The sequence below is a fragment of the Burkholderia sp. ABCPW 111 genome, assembly GCF_000773065.1.
GTDB lineage: Bacteria > Pseudomonadota > Gammaproteobacteria > Burkholderiales > Burkholderiaceae > Burkholderia > Burkholderia savannae.
The window spans coordinates 60,274-77,670 of record NZ_JPWT01000025.1 but is presented as its reverse complement, the minus strand read 5'-3'; the positions used below and the strand labels follow the sequence as shown (position 1 = coordinate 77,670).

The window sequence follows — 17,397 nt, the reverse complement described above, 5'->3', positions numbered from 1 at the left end:
TCGGGCGCCGCTTCCGGCCCGATGGAGGATCTTGCGTGGCAGGCCGTGCCCGGCCCGGTGAAGCGCGCATGATAGCGCCAAATGACGCGCGCCGGCCGGCGCGATGCGTGCGCCGCGGCGTCGGGCCGGCGCGCGCGGCGCATGCGAGCGGCCGTTCGGCGGTCGACTTCCGGGTATAATTACGGCCTTCCTTACGCCCCACGTCGCCAGCTTGCGCGACTCATCGACGTCAGTCCAGCCCATGGCTCACTTCTCGTGTTTTCCCGGTGCTTCGGCGCTTTCCGATTTCCGTCAAACCCGCCTGCTCGACGCGCTCAAGCAAATCGACGGCGACATCGTCGCGATCCGCGGCCAGTATCTGCATTTCGTCAACGCGCACGAGCCGCTCGCGGCGGACGACAACGCGCGCATCGACGCGCTGATGCACTACGGCGCGCCGTTCGAGCCGGCCGCCGAGAAGGGCGCGACCGAGACCTTCGTCGTGCTGCCGCGCTTCGGCACCGTGTCGCCGTGGGCGAGCAAGGCGACCGACATCGCGCAGCACTGCGGCCTCGCGCGCGTGCGCCGGATCGAGCGCGGGATCGAGTTCACGGTGACCCTGAAGGCGGGCATCCTCGGCGTCGGCGCGAAGAAGGCGCTCGCCGCCGACGCGCGCGCGGCCGTCGCGGCCGCGCTGCATGACCGGATGACGGAAAGCGTCGTCGGCTCGCGCGACGACGCGCGGCACCTGTTCGACGAGCTGCCGGCCAAGCCGCTCGCGACGGTCGACGTGCTCGCGCAGGGCCGCGGCGCGCTCGAGCGCGCGAACGTCGAACTCGGCCTCGCGCTCGCCGACGACGAGATCGACTACCTCGTCGACGCGTTCGGCAAGCTCGAGCGCAACCCGACCGACGTCGAGCTGATGATGTTCGCGCAGGCGAACAGCGAGCACTGCCGCCACAAGATCTTCAACGCGCAGTGGACGATCGACGGGCAAGAACAGGACATGTCGCTCTTCGCGATGATCCGCAACACCGAGAAGCTGAGCCCGCAAGGCACGATCGTCGCGTATTCGGACAATTCGTCGATCATGATGGGCGCGCGGGCGGAGCGCTGGTTCCCGCGCGGCGCGAACGCGGCCGGCGAGCCCGGCGAGCGCTACGGCCGCCACACCGAGCTCACGCACACGCTGATGAAGGTCGAGACGCACAACCACCCGACCGCGATCTCGCCGTTCCCGGGCGCGGCGACTGGCGCGGGCGGCGAGATTCGCGACGAGGGCGCGACGGGCCGCGGCGCGCGTCCGAAGGCGGGCCTCGCGGGCTTCACGGTGTCGAACCTCGACCTGCCGGACGCACGCCAGCCGTGGGAAAACGCACGCGACGCCGCGCAGCCCGTCGGCGAGCGCGACGCGAGCGAGCAGCATGCGCCGTACGGCCGCCCGGACCGCATCGCATCGCCGTTGCAGATCATGATCGACGGCCCGCTCGGCGGCGCCGCGTTCAACAACGAATTCGGCCGCCCGAACCTCGGCGGCTACTTCCGCGTGTACGAGCAGAACGTCGGCGGCCAGGTGCGCGGCTATCACAAGCCGATCATGATCGCGGGCGGCATCGGCAACATCGCCGATCAGCACACGCACAAGCACGACGTGCCGGCCGGCTCCCTGCTGATCCAGATCGGCGGCCCCGGCATGCGCATCGGCATGGGCGGCGGCGCGGCGAGCTCGATGGCCACGGGCGCGAACACGGCCGAGCTCGACTTCGATTCGGTGCAGCGCGGCAACCCGGAAATCGAGCGGCGCGCGCAGGAAGTGATCAACGGCTGCTGGCAGCTCGGCGATCAAAACCCGATCCTCAGCATTCATGACGTCGGCGCGGGCGGCCTGTCGAACGCGTTTCCCGAAATCGTCGACGGCGCGGGCAAGGGCGCGCGCTTCGAGCTGCGCAAGGTCGCGCTCGAGGAGTCGGGCCTGTCGCCGCGCGAGATCTGGTCGAACGAGGCGCAGGAGCGCTACGTGCTGGCGATCGCGCCGGCGGACCTGCCGCGCTTCGAGGCGATCTGCGCGCGCGAGCGCTGCCCGTTCTCGGTGGTCGGCGTCGCGACCGACGAGCGCCAGCTTCAGCTCGTCGACGACGAGGCGGCGGGCGCGGCCGAATATCCGGTCGACATGCCGATGGAAGTGCTGCTCGGCAAGCCGCCGCGCATGCACCGCGACGTGGCGCGCGTCGCCGTCGAGCGCGCGGGCGTCGACGTGACGGGCATGTCGCTTGCCGACGTCGCGCGCGACGTGCTGAAGCACCCGACCGTCGCGAGCAAGTCGTTCCTCATCACGATCGGCGACCGGACCGTCGGCGGCACGTCGGTGCGCGACCAGATGGTCGGCCCGTGGCAGGTGCCCGTCGCCGATTGCGCGATCACCGCGCTCGACTACGCGGGCTTCAGCGGCGAAGCGATGACGATGGCCGAGCGCACGCCGCTCGCCGTGATCGACGCGCCCGCGTCCGGCCGGATGGCGGTCGGCGAGGCGATCACGAACATCGCCGCCGCGCCGATCGCGTCGCTCGACAAGCTGAAGCTGTCCGCGAACTGGATGGCCGCGTGCGGCACCGAAGGCGAGGACGCGAAGCTCTTCGACACCGTGAAGGCGATCGGCATGGAGCTGTGCCCCGCGCTCGGCATCGGCATTCCGGTCGGCAAGGATTCGCTGTCGATGAAGACGAAGTGGGACGAGAGCGGCGTCGCGAAGGAAGTGGTCGCGCCGGTGTCGCTGATCATCTCGGCGTTCGCGCCCGTCGACGACGTGCGCCGCCATCTGACGCCGCAACTGCGCCGCGTCGCGGAAGTCGGCGCGAGCGCGCTGATCGCGATCGATCTCGGCCGCGGCAAGAACCGTCTCGGCGGCAGCATTCTCGCGCAGGTCTCGCAGCAGGTCGGCGACGCGACGCCCGACGTCGACGATCCGCAAGACCTGAAGCGCTTCTTCGCGGCGATCCAGGCGCTGAACGCGCAGGGCCTGCTGCTCGCGTACCACGACCGCTCGGACGGCGGCCTGTGGGCGACCGTCTGCGAAATGGCGTTCGCGGGGCACGCGGGCGTGTCGCTGAACGTCGACATGCTGACGCTCGATGCGCAGCACGAATCCGACTACGGCGACGCGAAGGACTGGGCGAAGCAGACGAGCGGCCGCCGCGAGGACCGCACGATTCGCGCGCTCTTCTCCGAAGAGCTCGGCGCGGTCGTCCAGGTGCGCGCGGCGGACCGCGACGCGGTGCTCGGCGCGCTGCGCGAGCACGGCCTGTCCGCGTGCTCGCACGTGATCGGCGCGGTCAACGAGACCGACGCGATCGAGGTGTACCGCGACGCGAAGAAGATCTACGAAGCGCCGCGCGTCGAGCTGCAGCGCGCGTGGGCCGAAGTGAGCTGGCGGATCGCGCGGCTGCGCGACAATCCGGCCGGCGCGGACGCCGAATACGACGCGATCCTCGACGCCGAAGATCCGGGCCTCGCGCCCGTGCTGACGTTCGATCCGGCGGAGGATGTCGCCGCGCCGTTCATCGCGACGGGCGCGCGTCCGCGCGTCGCGATCCTGCGCGAGCAGGGCGTGAACTCGCATCTCGAAACCGCGTACGCGTTCGATCGCGCGGGTTTCGACGCGCACGACGTTCACATGAGCGATCTGCTCGCGGGCCGCGCGACGCTCGCCGATTTCGCGGGCGCGGTCGCCTGCGGCGGCTTCTCGTACGGCGACGTGCTGGGCGCGGGCGAGGGCTGGGCGAAGACGATCCGCTTCAACGACAAGCTCGCCGACATGTTCGCCGCGTTCTTCGCGCGTCCCGACACGTTTGCGCTCGGCATCTGCAACGGCTGCCAGATGATGTCGAGCCTCGCGTCGATGATCCCGGGCGCACAGGCTTGGCCGAAGTTCACGCGCAACAAGTCCGAGCAGTTCGAGGCGCGCTTCTCGTTCGTCGAAGTGCAAAGCTCGCCGTCGATCTTCTTCGCCGGCATGGAGGGCTCGCGGATTCCGGTTGCGGTCGCGCACGGCGAAGGCTTCGCTGATTTCTCGCAGCAGGGCGATCAAAGCCGCGTCGCGATTGCGATGCGCTACGTCGATCATCGCGGCAACGCGACCGAGCGCTATCCGTTCAACCCGAACGGCTCGCCTGCCGGCATCACGTCGGTGACGACGGCGGACGGCCGCTTCACGGTGCTGATGCCGCACATGGAGCGCGTCCATCGCACGGTGACGATGAGCTGGCATCCGGAAGGCTGGGGCGAAGCGAGCCCGTGGCTGCGCGTGTTCCGCAACGCGCGCCGCTGGCTCGGCTGACGCGATGACGATCGGCCCGCAGCCGGCCGACGCCGCCACGCCGTCACGCCGCGCGACGAGCGCGCGGCCGACGTCGAGGCGATCGCCGGCGTGATCGCCGCCGCATTCGCGGGCGAGCCGCACGGAGGACAGTTCGAGCGGCGCATCGTCGATGCGCTGCGCGCGGACGGTTGCCTGAGCGTATCGCTCGTCGCGCAGCGCGAGCGTCGCATTGTCGGCCACGTCGCGTTTTCGCCGGTGACGATCGGCGCGAAGAGCGTTGGCTGGTACGGGCTCGCGCCGCTTGCGGTGCTGCCCGGCTGCCAGCGGCAGGGCATCGGCGCGAAACTGGTGCGCACCGGCCTCGATGCGCTGCGGCGCATCGGCGCGCGCGGGTGCGTCGTGCTGGGCGATCCCGCCTATTACGCGCGCTTCGGCTTCGGGCCGGCGGGCGACATCGCGTTTCCGCACGCGCCGCCCGAATACCTGACGGCGTTGTCGTTCGACGACGCCATGCCGCGCCCGGCGGGCGAAGTCCGGTATCACGCGTCGTTCTACGCGTAACGGCACGCGAGCGCGCGGGCGCGCCGCACATGCCGCTCGTCGGCCCGGCAATCCGGCAATCCGGCGCTCGCGCGCGGACAAAAAGAAAGCCGCTCCGAGGAGCGGCTTTCTTGTATCCGGCGCGATGCGGCGTTACTGGATCTTCGCCTGCTGACGCAGGCCTTCCTCGAACGCCTGCAGCTTCTGCTGGACCATCTGCTGCGCGATCTGCTGCTTGACCTGCTCGAACGGCGGCGGCGTGATGCTGCGGATGTCGTCGACGCGGATGATGTGCCAGCCGAACTGCGTCTTCACCGGCGTATCCGTCATCTGGCCTTTTTGCAACTGCTGCGCGGCCGCCGCGAATTCCGGCACGTACGCCTTCGGATCGGACCAGTCGAGATCACCGCCGTTCTTCGCCGAGCCCGGGTCCTTCGAGTATTGCTTCGCGAGATCCTCGAACTTCGCGCCGCCCTTGATCTTCGCGATCAGGTCCTTCGCCTGTTGCTCGTTTTCGACGAGAATGTGGTGCAGGTGATATTCGCGGCCGGCCGCGTTTTTCACGAGCTCGTCGTAGCGTGCCTTCAGTTCGGCGTCGCTCGGCTGGTTCTTCTTCAGGAAATCTTCGATCAGCGCGCGCAGCACGGCGGTCTGCTGCGCGACGACGATCTGCGCCTTCACGTCAGGACGATTCGGAATGCCGCGCTTGATCGCCTCCTGCATCAGGATCTCGCGATTGACGAGCTCCTGGCGCACCGCCTGCTCCAACTGCGGCGTGTCCTGCTGACCTTGCTGGACGAGCTGCGCGATCATCGCGTCGGCGCGCGACTTCGGAATCGGCGTGCCGTTCACGACGGCGATGTTCTGGGCGAAAGCCGGAGCGGCCGCGAGAGCGGCTGCCGCGGCCCACAGGCGGGGAAATTTCAGGATCATCGGGAAGTTCCTAATGAGGCGGACTTATTGAGAACGGGAAGGCGCTGGATATTCTTCTGGCGTGTACGCAACGATCGCAAGCGCGTGGATGCCGCGTTGCATCGCATCGGCGAGCGCATCATACACCAGCCGGTGCCGCGCGACGCGGCTCTTGCCGGCGAACGCGGCCGACACGATCGTGACCGTGTAGTGGCCGCCCGAGGCGGCGCCCGCGTGGCCCGCGTGCTGCGCGCTGTCGTCGCGCACGTCGATCGATTCGGGCGCGAGCGCGGCGGATAGACGCGCCTCGATGAGCGCGATGCGCTCGGCAGGTGTCGCGTAGAGGAAGGTCTCGCTCATCGTCATTCGTCCTTCAGGTATTTCGCGAGCCAGAGGCTTTGCAGGATCACGAAGACGACGATCGCGCCCGTCGTGCCGAACAGCTTGAAGTTGACCCACTGTGATTCGGTGAAATTGCGCACGACGTACAGATTCGTCACGCCGAGCGCCGCGAAGAACGCGGCCCAGGCGAGGTTCAGCTTGTCCCAGACCGGTTCGGGCAGCGTCAGCTGCTTGCCCATCATCTTCTCGATCAGGTTCTTGCCGAACACATAGCGCGCGGCGCAGAGGCCGGCGGCGAAGAGCCAGTAGAGGACGGTCGGCTTCCACTGGATGAACTTCTCGTCATGCAGCACGAGCGTCGCGCCGCCGAACACGACGATCACGCCGAGGCTCACCCACAGCATCGTGTCGACTTTCCGGTGGCGGAACGCGACCCAGGCTACCTGCGCGAGGGTCGCGGCGATCGCGACGGCCGTCGCGGTGAAAATGCCCCACAGCTTGAAGGCGGCGAAGAACAGAATGATCGGGAACAGATCGAACAGAAATTTCATGGTGCTCGCGGCTGCGTGGCGGGCATGGGGCCCGCCACCGTTGTAGGGACGCCCGTCGCGGCGTGTGCGCAGGCCGGCTCGTCGGCCTGCGCGGGCTCATGTCCGCTCGGGTTTAGCCTCGAAGTTTAACGCAGCCGAGTTGATGCAGTACCGCAATCCGGTTTTGTCGCGCGGGCCGTCCTCGAACACGTGGCCGAGATGCGCGCCGCACTGGTTGCAGCGCACTTCGACGCGCGTCATTCCGTGCGTGTAGTCCATTTTCTCGTCGATCACCTCGCCGTCGATCGGCTTGAAGTAGCTCGGCCAGCCGCAGCCCGAATGATATTTCGCGCCCGATTCGAAGAGCGCGGTGCCGCAGACGACGCAGTGGTAGATCCCCGCGTCCTCGGTGTCCGTGTATTCGCCCGTGTGCGGCCGCTCGGTCGCCGCATGTTGCGTGACTTCGTATTGCAGCGGCGTGAGGCGGCGGCGTAGCTCGGCGTCATCCTTTTGATACGGATAACGCTTGTCGTCTCGATCTCCTGACATCTTCGATTCTCCTGATGGATTCATGCGCGACGTCCGCGGCGGCCGTGCGGCGTCGCACGGCACGCGGCGTCACGGCTTGGCGGCGTCACGACGAGCAGCTCACTTCGAGCGCGCTCGCCCAGTCGGGCGGCAGCGCCGCGTACGCGTCGTGCTCCGGCTGCTCGTCGAATGGGCGGCGCAGCACGGCCGCAAGGCGCTCGACTTCTGAAAAATCCTTCTCCTTCGCGCGGCGTATCGCCGTTTCCGCGAGATGGTTGCGCAGCACGTATTTCGGATTCGCGAGATTCATCGCGGCCGCGCGATGCGCGTCGTCGCGCGCTTCGTCCGACAGGCGCGCGCGGTAGAGGTTCGCCCAGCGGTCGAACGCGTCGCGATCGATGAAGAGATCGCGCACGGGCGCGTCGCCGCTCGCGTCGTGCTTCGACACGCGCGCGAGGCGGCGGAACGTCAGCGTGAAATCGGCATGGCTCGCATCCATGATCTCGAGCAACTGGTTCGCGAGCGCCGCGTCGCCTTCTTGCTCGCGCTCGAGGCCGAGCTTCGCGCGCATCGCGCGCTCGAGCGCGGGGCCGAACTGGTCGGGAAAGCGGCCGAGCACCGCGTGCGCGTCCTCGACCGCGCGCTCGGCGCGCGCGTCTTCGTTCGGCGCGTCGCGCTCGAGGCCGAAGAGCGGCAAGAGCGCCTGCGCGAGGCAGAAGCAGTTCCAGTGCGCGATGCGCGGCTGCATCCGGTACGCGTAGCGGCCGTGCGTGTCCGAGTGGTTGCAGACGTGCTTCGCGTCGAACGCGTCGATGAAGCCGAACGGACCGTAGTCGATCGTCACGCCGAGGATCGACATGTTGTCGGTGTTCATCACGCCGTGGCAGAAGCCGACCGCCTGCCATTGCGCGACGAGCTCGGCGGTGCGCCGCGTCGCTTCGGCGAGCAGCGCGAGATACGGATCGTCGGCGTCGCGGCACGACGGATAGAAGCGCTCGATCACGTGATCGGCGAGCGCGCGCAGCAGGTCGGGCCGGTCGTTCGCGAAGAAGTGCTCGAAATGGCCGAAGCGCACGAAGCTCTCCGCGACGCGCGTGACGACCGCCGACGTTTCGATTTCCTCGCGGATCACCGGCTGGTCCGAGCCGATCACGGCGAGCGCGCGCGTCGTCGGAATGCCGAGATGGTGCATCGCCTCCGAGCACAGGAATTCGCGAATCGACGAGCGCAGCACCGCGCGGCCGTCGCCCATGCGCGAATACGGCGTGCGGCCCGAGCCCTTCAGTTGCAGCTCGTAGCGGCGGCCGTCGTGCTCGAGCTCGCCGATCGTGAGCGCGCGCCCGTCGCCGAGCTGGCCCGCCCACACGCCGAACTGGTGGCCCGAGTAGACCGATGCGTACGGCAGCGACGCCTGCGCCCAGTCGCGCGTCGGGTTGCCGCAGAACAGCTCGGCGAAGCCGGGCGCGTCGCGCAGCGCGGGATCGAGGCCGAGCGTGCGCGCCGCGTCGTCGGAGAAGCCGACGACGTACGGCGCGGGCAGCGGCGCGGCGGGCAGCCGGGTCAGGAAGGCGCCGCCGAGCTGTGCGAACGCGTCGCGTCGCGGCGCGGCGAGCGTCGCGGCGAGATCGGGGAGAGGGGCGGCCGGTGCGGCTTCGCTTGTGGAAAACGACATATTGCTGATCTGTAAGTTAGCCGATATTGTAAGTCCGCGCCGCGCGGGGCGCTCGGAGCCGCCCGCACGCCGTCGAGCCGTTCGCAGCAGACCGTATCGGAAAAATAATTCAGGGAGAAGGAAAACGATGGGTAAGCCGTTGCTGGGCCAGATGATGGATATGCCGCTTCTCGTGTCGTCGCTGATCGCGCATGCGGCGCGGCATGCGGGCGACGTCGAGATCGTGTCGCGACGCGTCGAGGGCGACATTCACCGCTATACCTATCGCGATTGCGAAGCGCGTTCCAAACGGCTCGCGCAGGCGCTGATCCGCCTGGGCGCTGGTGCGGGCGACCGGATTGGAACGCTCGCGTGGAACGGCTACCGGCACGTCGAGGCGTATTACGGGATCAGCGGGATGGGCGCCGTCTGCCACACGATCAATCCGCGCCTCTTTCCCGAGCAGATCGCGTACATCGTCAATCACGCCGACGACCAGTACGTGCTGTTCGACCTGACCTTCGCGCCGCTCGTCGACCAGCTCGCGCCGCAATGCCCGAACGTGAAGGGCTGGATCGCGATGACGGACGACGCGCACCTGCCGAAGGGCGCGACGCCGTATCTCTGCTACGAAACGCTCGTCGGCGCGCAGAACGGCGATTACGCGTGGCCGCTCCTCGACGAGCGGCAGGCGTCGTCGCTCTGCTACACGTCCGGCACGACGGGCCACCCGAAGGGCGCGCTCTATTCGCATCGCTCGACGGTGCTGCATGCGTACGGCGCGGCGCTGCCCGACGCGATGGGGCTGTCGTCGCTCGACGCGGCGCTGCCCGTCGTGCCGATGTTCCACGTCAACGCGTGGGGGCTGCCGTACACGGCGGCGCTCACGGGCGCGAAGCTCGTGCTGCCGGGCAAGGATCTCGACGGCAAGTCGCTGTACGAGCTGATGGAGGCCGAGCGCGTGACGTTCTCGGCGGGCGTGCCGACGGTGTGGCTCGGCCTGCTCGCGTACATGCGCGAGGCGGGCGTGCGCTTCTCCACGCTCGAGCGCACGGTGATCGGCGGCTCCGCGTGTCCGCCGTCGATGCTGAAGGCGTTCGAGGACGACTACGACGTGCGGGTGATCCACGCTTGGGGGATGACCGAGCTGTCGCCGCTCGGCACGCTGTCCAAGCTCAACTGGGCGCAGTCGCAGCGCGGCGCCGACGAGCAGCGGCGGCTGCTCGAGAAACAGGGCCGGGTGATCTACGGGATCGACATGCGGATTGTCGGCGAGGACGGCCGCGAGCTGCCGTGGGACGGCGTCGCGTTCGGCGATCTTCAGGTGCGCGGGCCGTGGGTGATCGACCGCTATTTCGGGGGCGACGCGTCGCCGCTCGTCGACGGCTGGTTTCCGACGGGCGACGTCGCGACGATCGACGCCGACGGCTTCCTGCAGATCACCGACCGCAGCAAGGACGTGATCAAGTCGGGCGGCGAGTGGATCAGCTCGATCGACGTCGAGAACGTCGCGGTCGCGCATCCGGCCGTCGCCGAGGCCGCGTGCATCGCATGCGCGCATCCGAAGTGGACCGAGCGGCCGCTTCTCGTCGTCGTCAGGCGCGCCGGGATGGACGTGACGCGCGAGGAACTGCTCGCGTTCTACGTCGGCAAGGTCGCGAAATGGTGGATTCCGGACGATGTCGCGTTCGTCGACGCGCTGCCGCACACGGCGACGGGCAAGCTGCAAAAGCTCAAGCTGCGCGAGCAGTTCCGGCACCACGTGCTGCCGACGGCCGTCGACGCGTAAGCGCGCCGGACGACCCGCCCGCCGGCCCGCGCCGGCCGGTCGGGGTGCGGGTCGCCACTAAATTGAACGACCGTTCTTTTTTGAGGTATCCTGCCTCTGTTTCTCGGCACTCAGAAAATGGCGCATCGACCGCGCGGCCTTCCGGCCGTTGGCGGACAATGACCGCATCACAGCTGGCGCCGCCGCACCGGCCGCGCATACGCATGGAGGCAGGCAGATGGCAGTGGACTACACGACTCGCGACGGCGTCGCCGTCATCACGCTCAACAATCCGCCCGTCAACGGCCTCGGCCTGTCGACGCGGCTCGGCGTCATGGCAGGGCTCGAGCGCGCGCAGCGCGACCCGTCCGTTGCGGCGATCGTGCTCACGGGCGCGGGCCGCGCGTTTTCGGGCGGCGCGGACATCACCGAATTCAACACGCCGAAGGCGCTGCAGGAGCCGACGCTGCACACCGTGATCGACGCCGTCGAGGCGAGCGGCAAGCCCGTCGTCGTCGCGATTCACAGCGTCGCGATGGGCGGCGGCCTCGAGCTCGCGCTCGGCGCGCATTACCGCGTCGCGTCGCCCGGCGCGCAGATCGCGCTGCCCGAAGTGAAGCTCGGCATCCTGCCGGGCGCGGGCGGCACGCAGCGCCTGCCGCGCGCGGTCGGTCTCGAGACCGCGCTGAACATGATCGTCTCCGGCGCGCCCGTGCCGTCCGAGCAGCTCGCGAAGAGCGGCCTGTTCGACGCGCTCGTCGAAGGCGATCTGCTCGACGCGGCCGTCGCGTTCGCGCGCAAGGCGGGTGCTGCAGGCGGCCCGCACCCGCGCGTGCGCGACCGCGAGATCGTTCACGAAAACGCGGCGGGCTTCATCCAGTTCGCGCGCAACAGCGTGAAGGCGGTCGCGCAGCATTATCCGGCGCCGCACAAGTGCATCGACGCGATCGAGGCGGGCGTGCTGCAAGGCTTCGACAAGGGGCTCGCGTTCGAGCGCGATTGCTTCATTGCGCTCGTGCAGACGCCCGAGAGCCGCGCGCTGCGCCATGCGTTCTTCGGCGAGCGCGCGGCGAGCAAGATTCCCGACGTGCCGGCCGACACGCCCGTGCGCGAGATCAAATCGGTCGCGGTGATCGGCGCGGGCACGATGGGCGGCGGGATCACGATGAACTTCATCAACGCGGGCCTGCCCGTCACGCTGCTCGAGACGAAGCAGGACGCGCTCGATCGCGGGCTGGCCACGATCCGCAAGAACTACGACGCGCAGGTGAAGAAGGGCAAGCTCACGCAGGAAAAGCTCGACGCGCGGATGGCGCTCGTCAGGCCGACCCTGTCGTACGACGATCTGAAGGACGCCGATCTCGTGATCGAGGCGGTGTTCGAGGAGCTCGGCGTGAAGGAGCAGGTGTTCGCGCGGCTCGACGCAGTCGCGAAGCCGGGCGCGATCCTCGCATCGAACACGTCGACGCTCGACGTGAACAAGATCGCCGCATTCACGAAGCGCCCGCAGGACGTCGTCGGCATGCACTTCTTCAGCCCGGCGAACGTGATGAAGCTGCTCGAAGTCGTGCGCGGCGAGAAGACCGCGAAGGACGTGCTCGCGACCGTGATGCAGCTCGCGAAGAAGATCCGCAAGACGGCGGTCGTGTCCGGCGTGTGCGACGGTTTCATCGGCAACCGGATGATCGAGCAGTACATCCGCCAGGCGCTCTTCATGCTCGAGGAAGGCGCGCTGCCCGCGCAAGTCGATCGCGCGATCGAGAAGTTCGGCTTCGCGATGGGGCCGTTCCGGATGAGCGACCTGGCCGGCAACGACATCGGCTGGGCGATTCGCAAGCGCCGCTACGCCGAGCAGCCGGATCTGCACTACTCGAAGATCGCCGATCGCCTCTGCGAGCAGGGCCGCTTCGGCCAGAAGACGGGCGCGGGCTGGTACGACTACGTGCCGGGCGAGCGCAACGCGAAGCCGTCGAAGCTCGTCGACGAGATGGTCGTCGCGTATTCGAAGGAGCGCGGCGTCGAGCGGCGCAAGATCGGCGACGACGAGATCGTCGAGCGGCTCGTCTACGCGCTCGTCAACGAAGGCGCGAAGATTCTCGAGGAGAAGATCGCGTCGAAGGCGTCCGACATCGACATGGTCTACCTGACGGGCTACGGCTTCCCGCTCTGGCGCGGCGGCCCGATGCTGTACGCGGACACGGTCGGCCTCTACAACGTCGAGCGCGCGATGCGCGGCTACGCGCAGCGCGCGAACGGCGACGCGTGGCAGATCGCGCCGTCGATCGCCGAGCTCGCCGCGAGCGGACGCGGTTTCAACGCGTGACGCGCGGCGGCGTCGCCCATTGACGGAGCACCACGATGCAGCGCACCGACGATGTCCTACTCGTGATCGACGTGCAGAACGACTTCATGCCGGGCGGCGCGCTCGCGGTTGCGCGCGGCGACGAAGTCGTGCCGGCGATCAACCGCCTCGCCGCGCGCTTCGATCAGGTCGTGCTGACGCAGGACTGGCATCCGCGCGATCACGTGTCGTTCGCGGCGAACCATCCGGGCGTCGCGCCGTTCTCGACGATCGCGCTGCCGTACGGCGAGCAGGTGCTCTGGCCCGTGCACTGCGTGCAGGGCACGCAAGGCGCGGCGCTGCATCGCGATCTCGACATCCCGCATGCGCGGCTCGTGATCCGCAAGGGGCGCGACGCGTCCGTCGACAGCTACTCGGCGTTCGTCGAAGCCGATCGCAAGACGCCGACGGGCCTCGCCGGCTATCTGCGCGAGCTCGGCGTGAAGCGCGTGTGGTGCTGCGGACTCGCGACTGATTATTGCGTCGCGTGGTCCGCGCTCGACGCGCGCGCGGCGGGCTTCGACGCGGCGGTGATCGAGGACGCGTGCCGCGCGATCGATCTCGACGGCTCGCTCGCGCGCGCGTGGGCCTCGCTCGCCGCGGCGGGCGTCGCGCGCGTGCAGTCGGCCGACGTCAATCCGTAAGCGCCGCTTCGCGAACGCCGCCTCGACCCATTTCATCGCATCGACACTCAGCATTCAGAATCAGGAGACTCGGATGACCGAAGCCGTAATCGTATCGACCGCCCGCACCGGGCTCGCGAAATCCTGGCGCGGCGCGTTCAACATGACGCACGGCGCGACGCTCGGCGGCCACGTGGTCGCGGCCGCCGTCGAGCGGGCGAAGCTCGATCCCGCGCGCGTCGAGGACGTGCTGATCGGCTGCGCGAACCCCGAAGGCGCGACGGGCGCGAACATCGCGCGGCAGATCGCGCTGCGCGCGGGGCTGCCCGTCGGCGTGCCGGGGATGACCGTCAATCGCTTCTGCTCGTCGGGATTGCAGACGATCGCGCTCGCCGCGCAGCGCGTGATCGCGGGCGAGGGCGACGTGTTCGTCGCGGGCGGCGTCGAGTCGATCTCGTGCGTGCAGAACGAAATGAACCGGCACATGCTGCGCGAAGGCTGGCTCGACGCGCACAAGCCGGAGATCTACTGGACGATGCTGCAGACGGCCGAAAACGTCGCGAAGCGCTACGGCATCTCGAAGGAGCGCCAGGACGAGTACGGCGTGAATTCGCAGCTTCGCGCGGCGGCCGCGCAGGCGGCGGGGCGCTTCGACGCCGAGATCGTGCCGATCACCGTGCGCGCGGGCGTCGCCGACAAGGCGACGGGCCGCCTTTACACGAAGGAAGTGACGCTCGCGGCCGACGAGGGCATCCGGGCCGATACGACGCTCGAGGGCGTCGCGAAGATTCGTCCGGCGCTGCCGGGCGGCGTGATCACCGCAGGCAACGCGAGCCAGTTCTCCGACGGCGCGGCCGCGTGCGTCGTGATGAACGCGACGCTCGCGCAGCGCGAAGGGCTCGCGCCGCTCGGCATCTTCCGCGGCTTCGCGGTTGCCGGCTGCGAGCCCGACGAGATGGGCATCGGGCCCGTCTACGCGGTGCCGAAGCTCTTGAAGCAGGCGGGGCTCAAGGTGTCCGACATCGATCTGTGGGAGCTGAACGAGGCGTTCGCGGTGCAGGTGCTCTATTGCCGCGACACGCTCGGGATTCCCGACGATCGCCTGAACGTGAACGGCGGCGCGATCGCGGTGGGCCATCCGTACGGCGTGTCGGGCGCGCGGCTCACGGGCCATGCGCTGATCGAAGGCAAGCGGCGCGGCGCGAAGTACGTCGTCGTGACGATGTGCATCGGCGGCGGGCAGGGCGCGGCGGGGTTGTTCGAAGTGGTCTGACGGCGGCGCGCGGGCCGAGGGCGATCCGTTCGACGGCATTGCCGGTTCGAACGAGCGCGGCGGGTTTCTGCCGTCGCTCGCGCATTTCGCCGCTGCGTTGAAGAAGCGGCGGGCGCTCGGCATCGAACCGAGCCCGCCGATGCACGGTCCGGCGATCGAAGCGCGCATGCCGGACCGGAGCGCATCGAGCGCTTGATCGCGTATTGCGGCCGAGACGGGCGGGGCGAGGGCGGGCCGAACGCGCGCGCAGCGGCGGATGTCGCGCAGGCGTTGCATCGCGCGATGCGGCGCGGGCATCGCGCATGGCGGCCCCGGTCTCGCCGGCGGGCGTTCGAGCACGCGGGCGCGCGGCGGTTCGTTGCACATCGAGCCGAACGCGCGCCGTGTCATCTTTTTCATCCTGCGACGCATGCGGCGCGCTCGATCGGTTGGCCCGCGTGACGGGGCCGCCGGTTGGCCCGCGCGATGCGCCGTCGCTCGGCCCGGCGCGCCGATCAGTCGGATTTCGGCGGCCTTTCCACTAGTATTTCGGCGGTTTTTTCACGAGGGGCGACTGTATGCCCGCAAGCTTGCGGTCGATCGTTCCGTCTTTAATGCCTTCCACCTGAAGCACGCGCTGCAACGGCGACGCGGGCGTGACGGGCTTCTCCTTGTTGTGCCGGGGCGCGATCCCGACCCTCTTGCCGAGATGGTAGATGCCGGAAAGCGTGCGTGCTTCCCATGCCGGGTACTTGCCGTTCGCGACCCAATCCCGCGTCAGAAAATAGTGCTCGACACAGGCCATGATCTCGTCGTCCTTGTCGACAAGATTGCCGGGCAGATTCGGCGGCGCCTGAACGCCGCCAAAGCCGGCGTTTCGCACCAAGTACAAATCGCGTGCAATCCGTTCGGACCGTTCGGTGGCGGACTTGACGCCCAAAACGGTCGAGTAGTGGCGATCCCAGCGCTCGATGAGCATCCGGATCGTCGATTCCTTGGGGAACACTTTGCGCTCCTTGCATTCAGGTGGAGCATGTGCGGACCAACCGCGGACGTCGCATCGCTCCCGTCTCCGATGTATCCGGGCGTCATTCGAGTGTCGGGCGGCGGCGTCTTCGACAGGATTCGACGTTCCGCGGGAATCGGCATCCGGATGCCCGATCGCGCGGCGATGCGCGCAGTCGGCGTTCGACGCGGCTATCGTCAGGCAAAAAGCAGTATAGGACGAGCGACGCGATTAGCCAGCGTCCTGTCGGCCGCACGTCGGGCGGCAGCCGCCGGCGGCGATCGCGCGGCGGCGCGCCGTGGCGAACCGGACGCGGTTTCGTGCGCCGCACAAGGCGGCGTCATGCCTGCCGGGCGACGGGCGCCGGATCTGTCGCGCGTTTCGCGGCCGCCCGCGCGTCTTCGCTTCGCCGGGCTTCGCGCAAGACCCATCGGAATCGATAAGTTTGGTAGGCTTGCTGTCTGTCTCGGCTCGGCGGATGTCGCCGCACTTCGGGGCGCCGTCGCCGCGAGCGCCGATTGCTCCGGCGGGCGCCGCATGCGAGCGGCTGCACGCATCGGAAGCAGGGCCGCGCGCCGGCGAGGCGGAATTGACGAACGACTGCGAAGAACCACGGACATCATGATCAGACACATCGTAAGCTGGAAACTGAAGGAATCGGCCGAAGGCGCGACTCGCGCGCAGAACGCGCAGAAGCTCAAGGCGAAGCTCGAAGCGTGCCGCGGCATCGTGCCGGGGCTGCTGCATCTCGAAGTCGGGCTCGCGACGCCCGGCCTCGAGGCGACCTGCGACGTCGTGCTCGTGTCCGACTTCGCCGACAAGGCCGCGCTCGACGCGTACCAGGTGCATCCGGTGCACGAGGAAGTGAAGAAGTTCGTCGGCGCGGTGCGCGAGAGCCGCGAGTGCATCGACTACCTCGTCGACGAAGCGCGATGAGCGCCGGCTCCGCCACGACCGGCCGCGAGCCGGCGATCGAAAGCCCGTTCGTCGACGCGCTCGGCGTGCAGCTCGTTTGCGCGAAGGACGGCGCGAGCGAGATCGTACTGCCGCTCGCCGAGCAGCACATGAACACGTGGAACATCGCGCACGGCGGCGTCACGATGACGCTCGCCGACGTCGCGCTCGCGATGGCCGCGCGCAGCCTGACCGACGACGGCGTCGGCGTCGTCACGGTCGAGATGAAGGTGAACTTCATGCAGCCGGGGCGCGGCGAGCTGCGCGCGTACGGCCGCGTGCTGCATCGCTCGACGACGATGGCGTACTGCGAGGGCGAGGTTCGCGACAGCGCGGGCAACTTCGTCGCGAAGGCGCTGGGCACGTTCAAGTACATGAAGCGGCTCGCGGTCGGCCGCGACATCGCGCGGCAGCGCACCCGCACCGATCCGGGCGCGCATCCCGGCCCGAGCGACGCGTGAGCACGGGCGGTCAGTCGCTCGGGGGCGCCCGGCGTCCGTCTGGGGCGCTCGCGCGCCCCGGCCGCGACGCGACAGACGATGCACGGGGCGGCCCCGGCGCGACCGACGCACGATCGTGGCGCCGCTCACGCGGGCCGCGATGCGAAACGGAGGCGAAAGCGTATTCGCTGAAGCCCACACGCTGTGCGCCTCATG

13 protein-coding genes and 1 pseudogene are annotated in these 17,397 nt (G+C 68.9%); 8 read left to right on the top strand and 6 right to left on the bottom strand.

Annotated features, from left to right (window positions below):
* Positions 1-241 precede the first annotated feature (241 nt).
* Entirely contained in the window at positions 242-4,312 is a 4,071-nt protein-coding gene (gene purL / locus X946_RS05005; protein WP_038744628.1) for a phosphoribosylformylglycinamidine synthase, read from the top strand.
* A gap of 39 nt (positions 4,313-4,351) precedes the next feature.
* Positions 4,352-4,855, top strand: a pseudogene (locus X946_RS05000) (GNAT family N-acetyltransferase); the annotation flags it as partial.
* Between the two features lie 132 nt (positions 4,856-4,987).
* Here the strand turns inward: X946_RS05000 and X946_RS04995 are convergent.
* From X946_RS04995 to X946_RS04975, 5 genes are all read right to left on the bottom strand, one after another.
* A complete protein-coding gene (locus X946_RS04995) occupies positions 4,988-5,767 on the bottom strand; it encodes a peptidylprolyl isomerase (RefSeq protein WP_038744626.1) in 780 nt (259 codons plus the stop codon).
* Positions 5,768-5,791: 24 nt separating this feature from the next.
* Complete coding sequence (locus X946_RS04990; RefSeq protein WP_081989352.1) at positions 5,792-6,112, bottom strand: BolA family protein; 321 nt, start codon at positions 6,110-6,112, stop codon at positions 5,792-5,794.
* A complete protein-coding gene (locus X946_RS04985) occupies positions 6,109-6,639 on the bottom strand; it encodes a septation protein A (protein WP_038744625.1) in 531 nt (176 codons plus the stop codon). Before X946_RS04985 ends, X946_RS04990 begins: the two co-directional genes overlap by 4 nt.
* Before the next feature lie 96 nt (positions 6,640-6,735).
* Entirely contained in the window at positions 6,736-7,167 is a 432-nt protein-coding gene (gene msrB / locus X946_RS04980; RefSeq protein ID WP_038744624.1) for a peptide-methionine (R)-S-oxide reductase MsrB, read from the bottom strand.
* Positions 7,168-7,252: 85 nt separating this feature from the next.
* Entirely contained in the window at positions 7,253-8,818 is a 1,566-nt protein-coding gene (locus X946_RS04975) for a protein adenylyltransferase SelO (protein WP_038744622.1), read from the bottom strand.
* 127 nt (positions 8,819-8,945) lie between these two features.
* Here X946_RS04975 and X946_RS04970 point away from each other — a divergent pair, with 127 nt between their 5' ends.
* From X946_RS04970 to X946_RS04955, 4 genes are all read left to right on the top strand, one after another.
* Positions 8,946-10,586 carry a 3-(methylthio)propionyl-CoA ligase gene (locus X946_RS04970; protein ID WP_038744621.1) on the top strand — a complete coding sequence of 547 codons (1,641 nt, stop codon included), beginning with the start codon at positions 8,946-8,948 and terminating at the stop codon, positions 10,584-10,586.
* Between the two features lie 217 nt (positions 10,587-10,803).
* Positions 10,804-12,888, top strand: coding sequence for a 3-hydroxyacyl-CoA dehydrogenase NAD-binding domain-containing protein (locus X946_RS04965; protein ID WP_038744619.1), 2,085 nt, complete (start codon positions 10,804-10,806; stop codon positions 12,886-12,888).
* 35 nt (positions 12,889-12,923) lie between these two features.
* Positions 12,924-13,550 carry a bifunctional nicotinamidase/pyrazinamidase gene (pncA, locus tag X946_RS04960; protein WP_038744618.1) on the top strand — a complete coding sequence of 209 codons (627 nt, stop codon included), beginning with the start codon at positions 12,924-12,926 and terminating at the stop codon, positions 13,548-13,550.
* A 73-nt stretch (positions 13,551-13,623) separates the two neighbouring features.
* Positions 13,624-14,802, top strand: coding sequence for an acetyl-CoA C-acyltransferase (locus X946_RS04955; protein WP_038744617.1), 1,179 nt, complete (start codon positions 13,624-13,626; stop codon positions 14,800-14,802).
* Between the two features lie 520 nt (positions 14,803-15,322).
* Here the strand turns inward: X946_RS04955 and X946_RS04945 are convergent.
* Positions 15,323-15,787, bottom strand: a complete 465-nt coding sequence (locus X946_RS04945) for a hypothetical protein (protein WP_038744615.1) — start codon at positions 15,785-15,787, stop codon at positions 15,323-15,325.
* A gap of 621 nt (positions 15,788-16,408) precedes the next feature.
* Here X946_RS04945 and X946_RS04940 point away from each other — a divergent pair.
* Both X946_RS04940 and X946_RS04935 read left to right on the top strand, forming a co-directional pair.
* Positions 16,409-16,723, top strand: coding sequence for a Dabb family protein (locus X946_RS04940; RefSeq protein ID WP_038744613.1), 315 nt, complete (start codon positions 16,409-16,411; stop codon positions 16,721-16,723).
* Entirely contained in the window at positions 16,720-17,202 is a 483-nt protein-coding gene (locus X946_RS04935) for a PaaI family thioesterase (protein WP_038744612.1), read from the top strand. Before X946_RS04940 ends, X946_RS04935 begins: the two co-directional genes overlap by 4 nt.
* Positions 17,203-17,397: the final 195 nt, after the last annotated feature.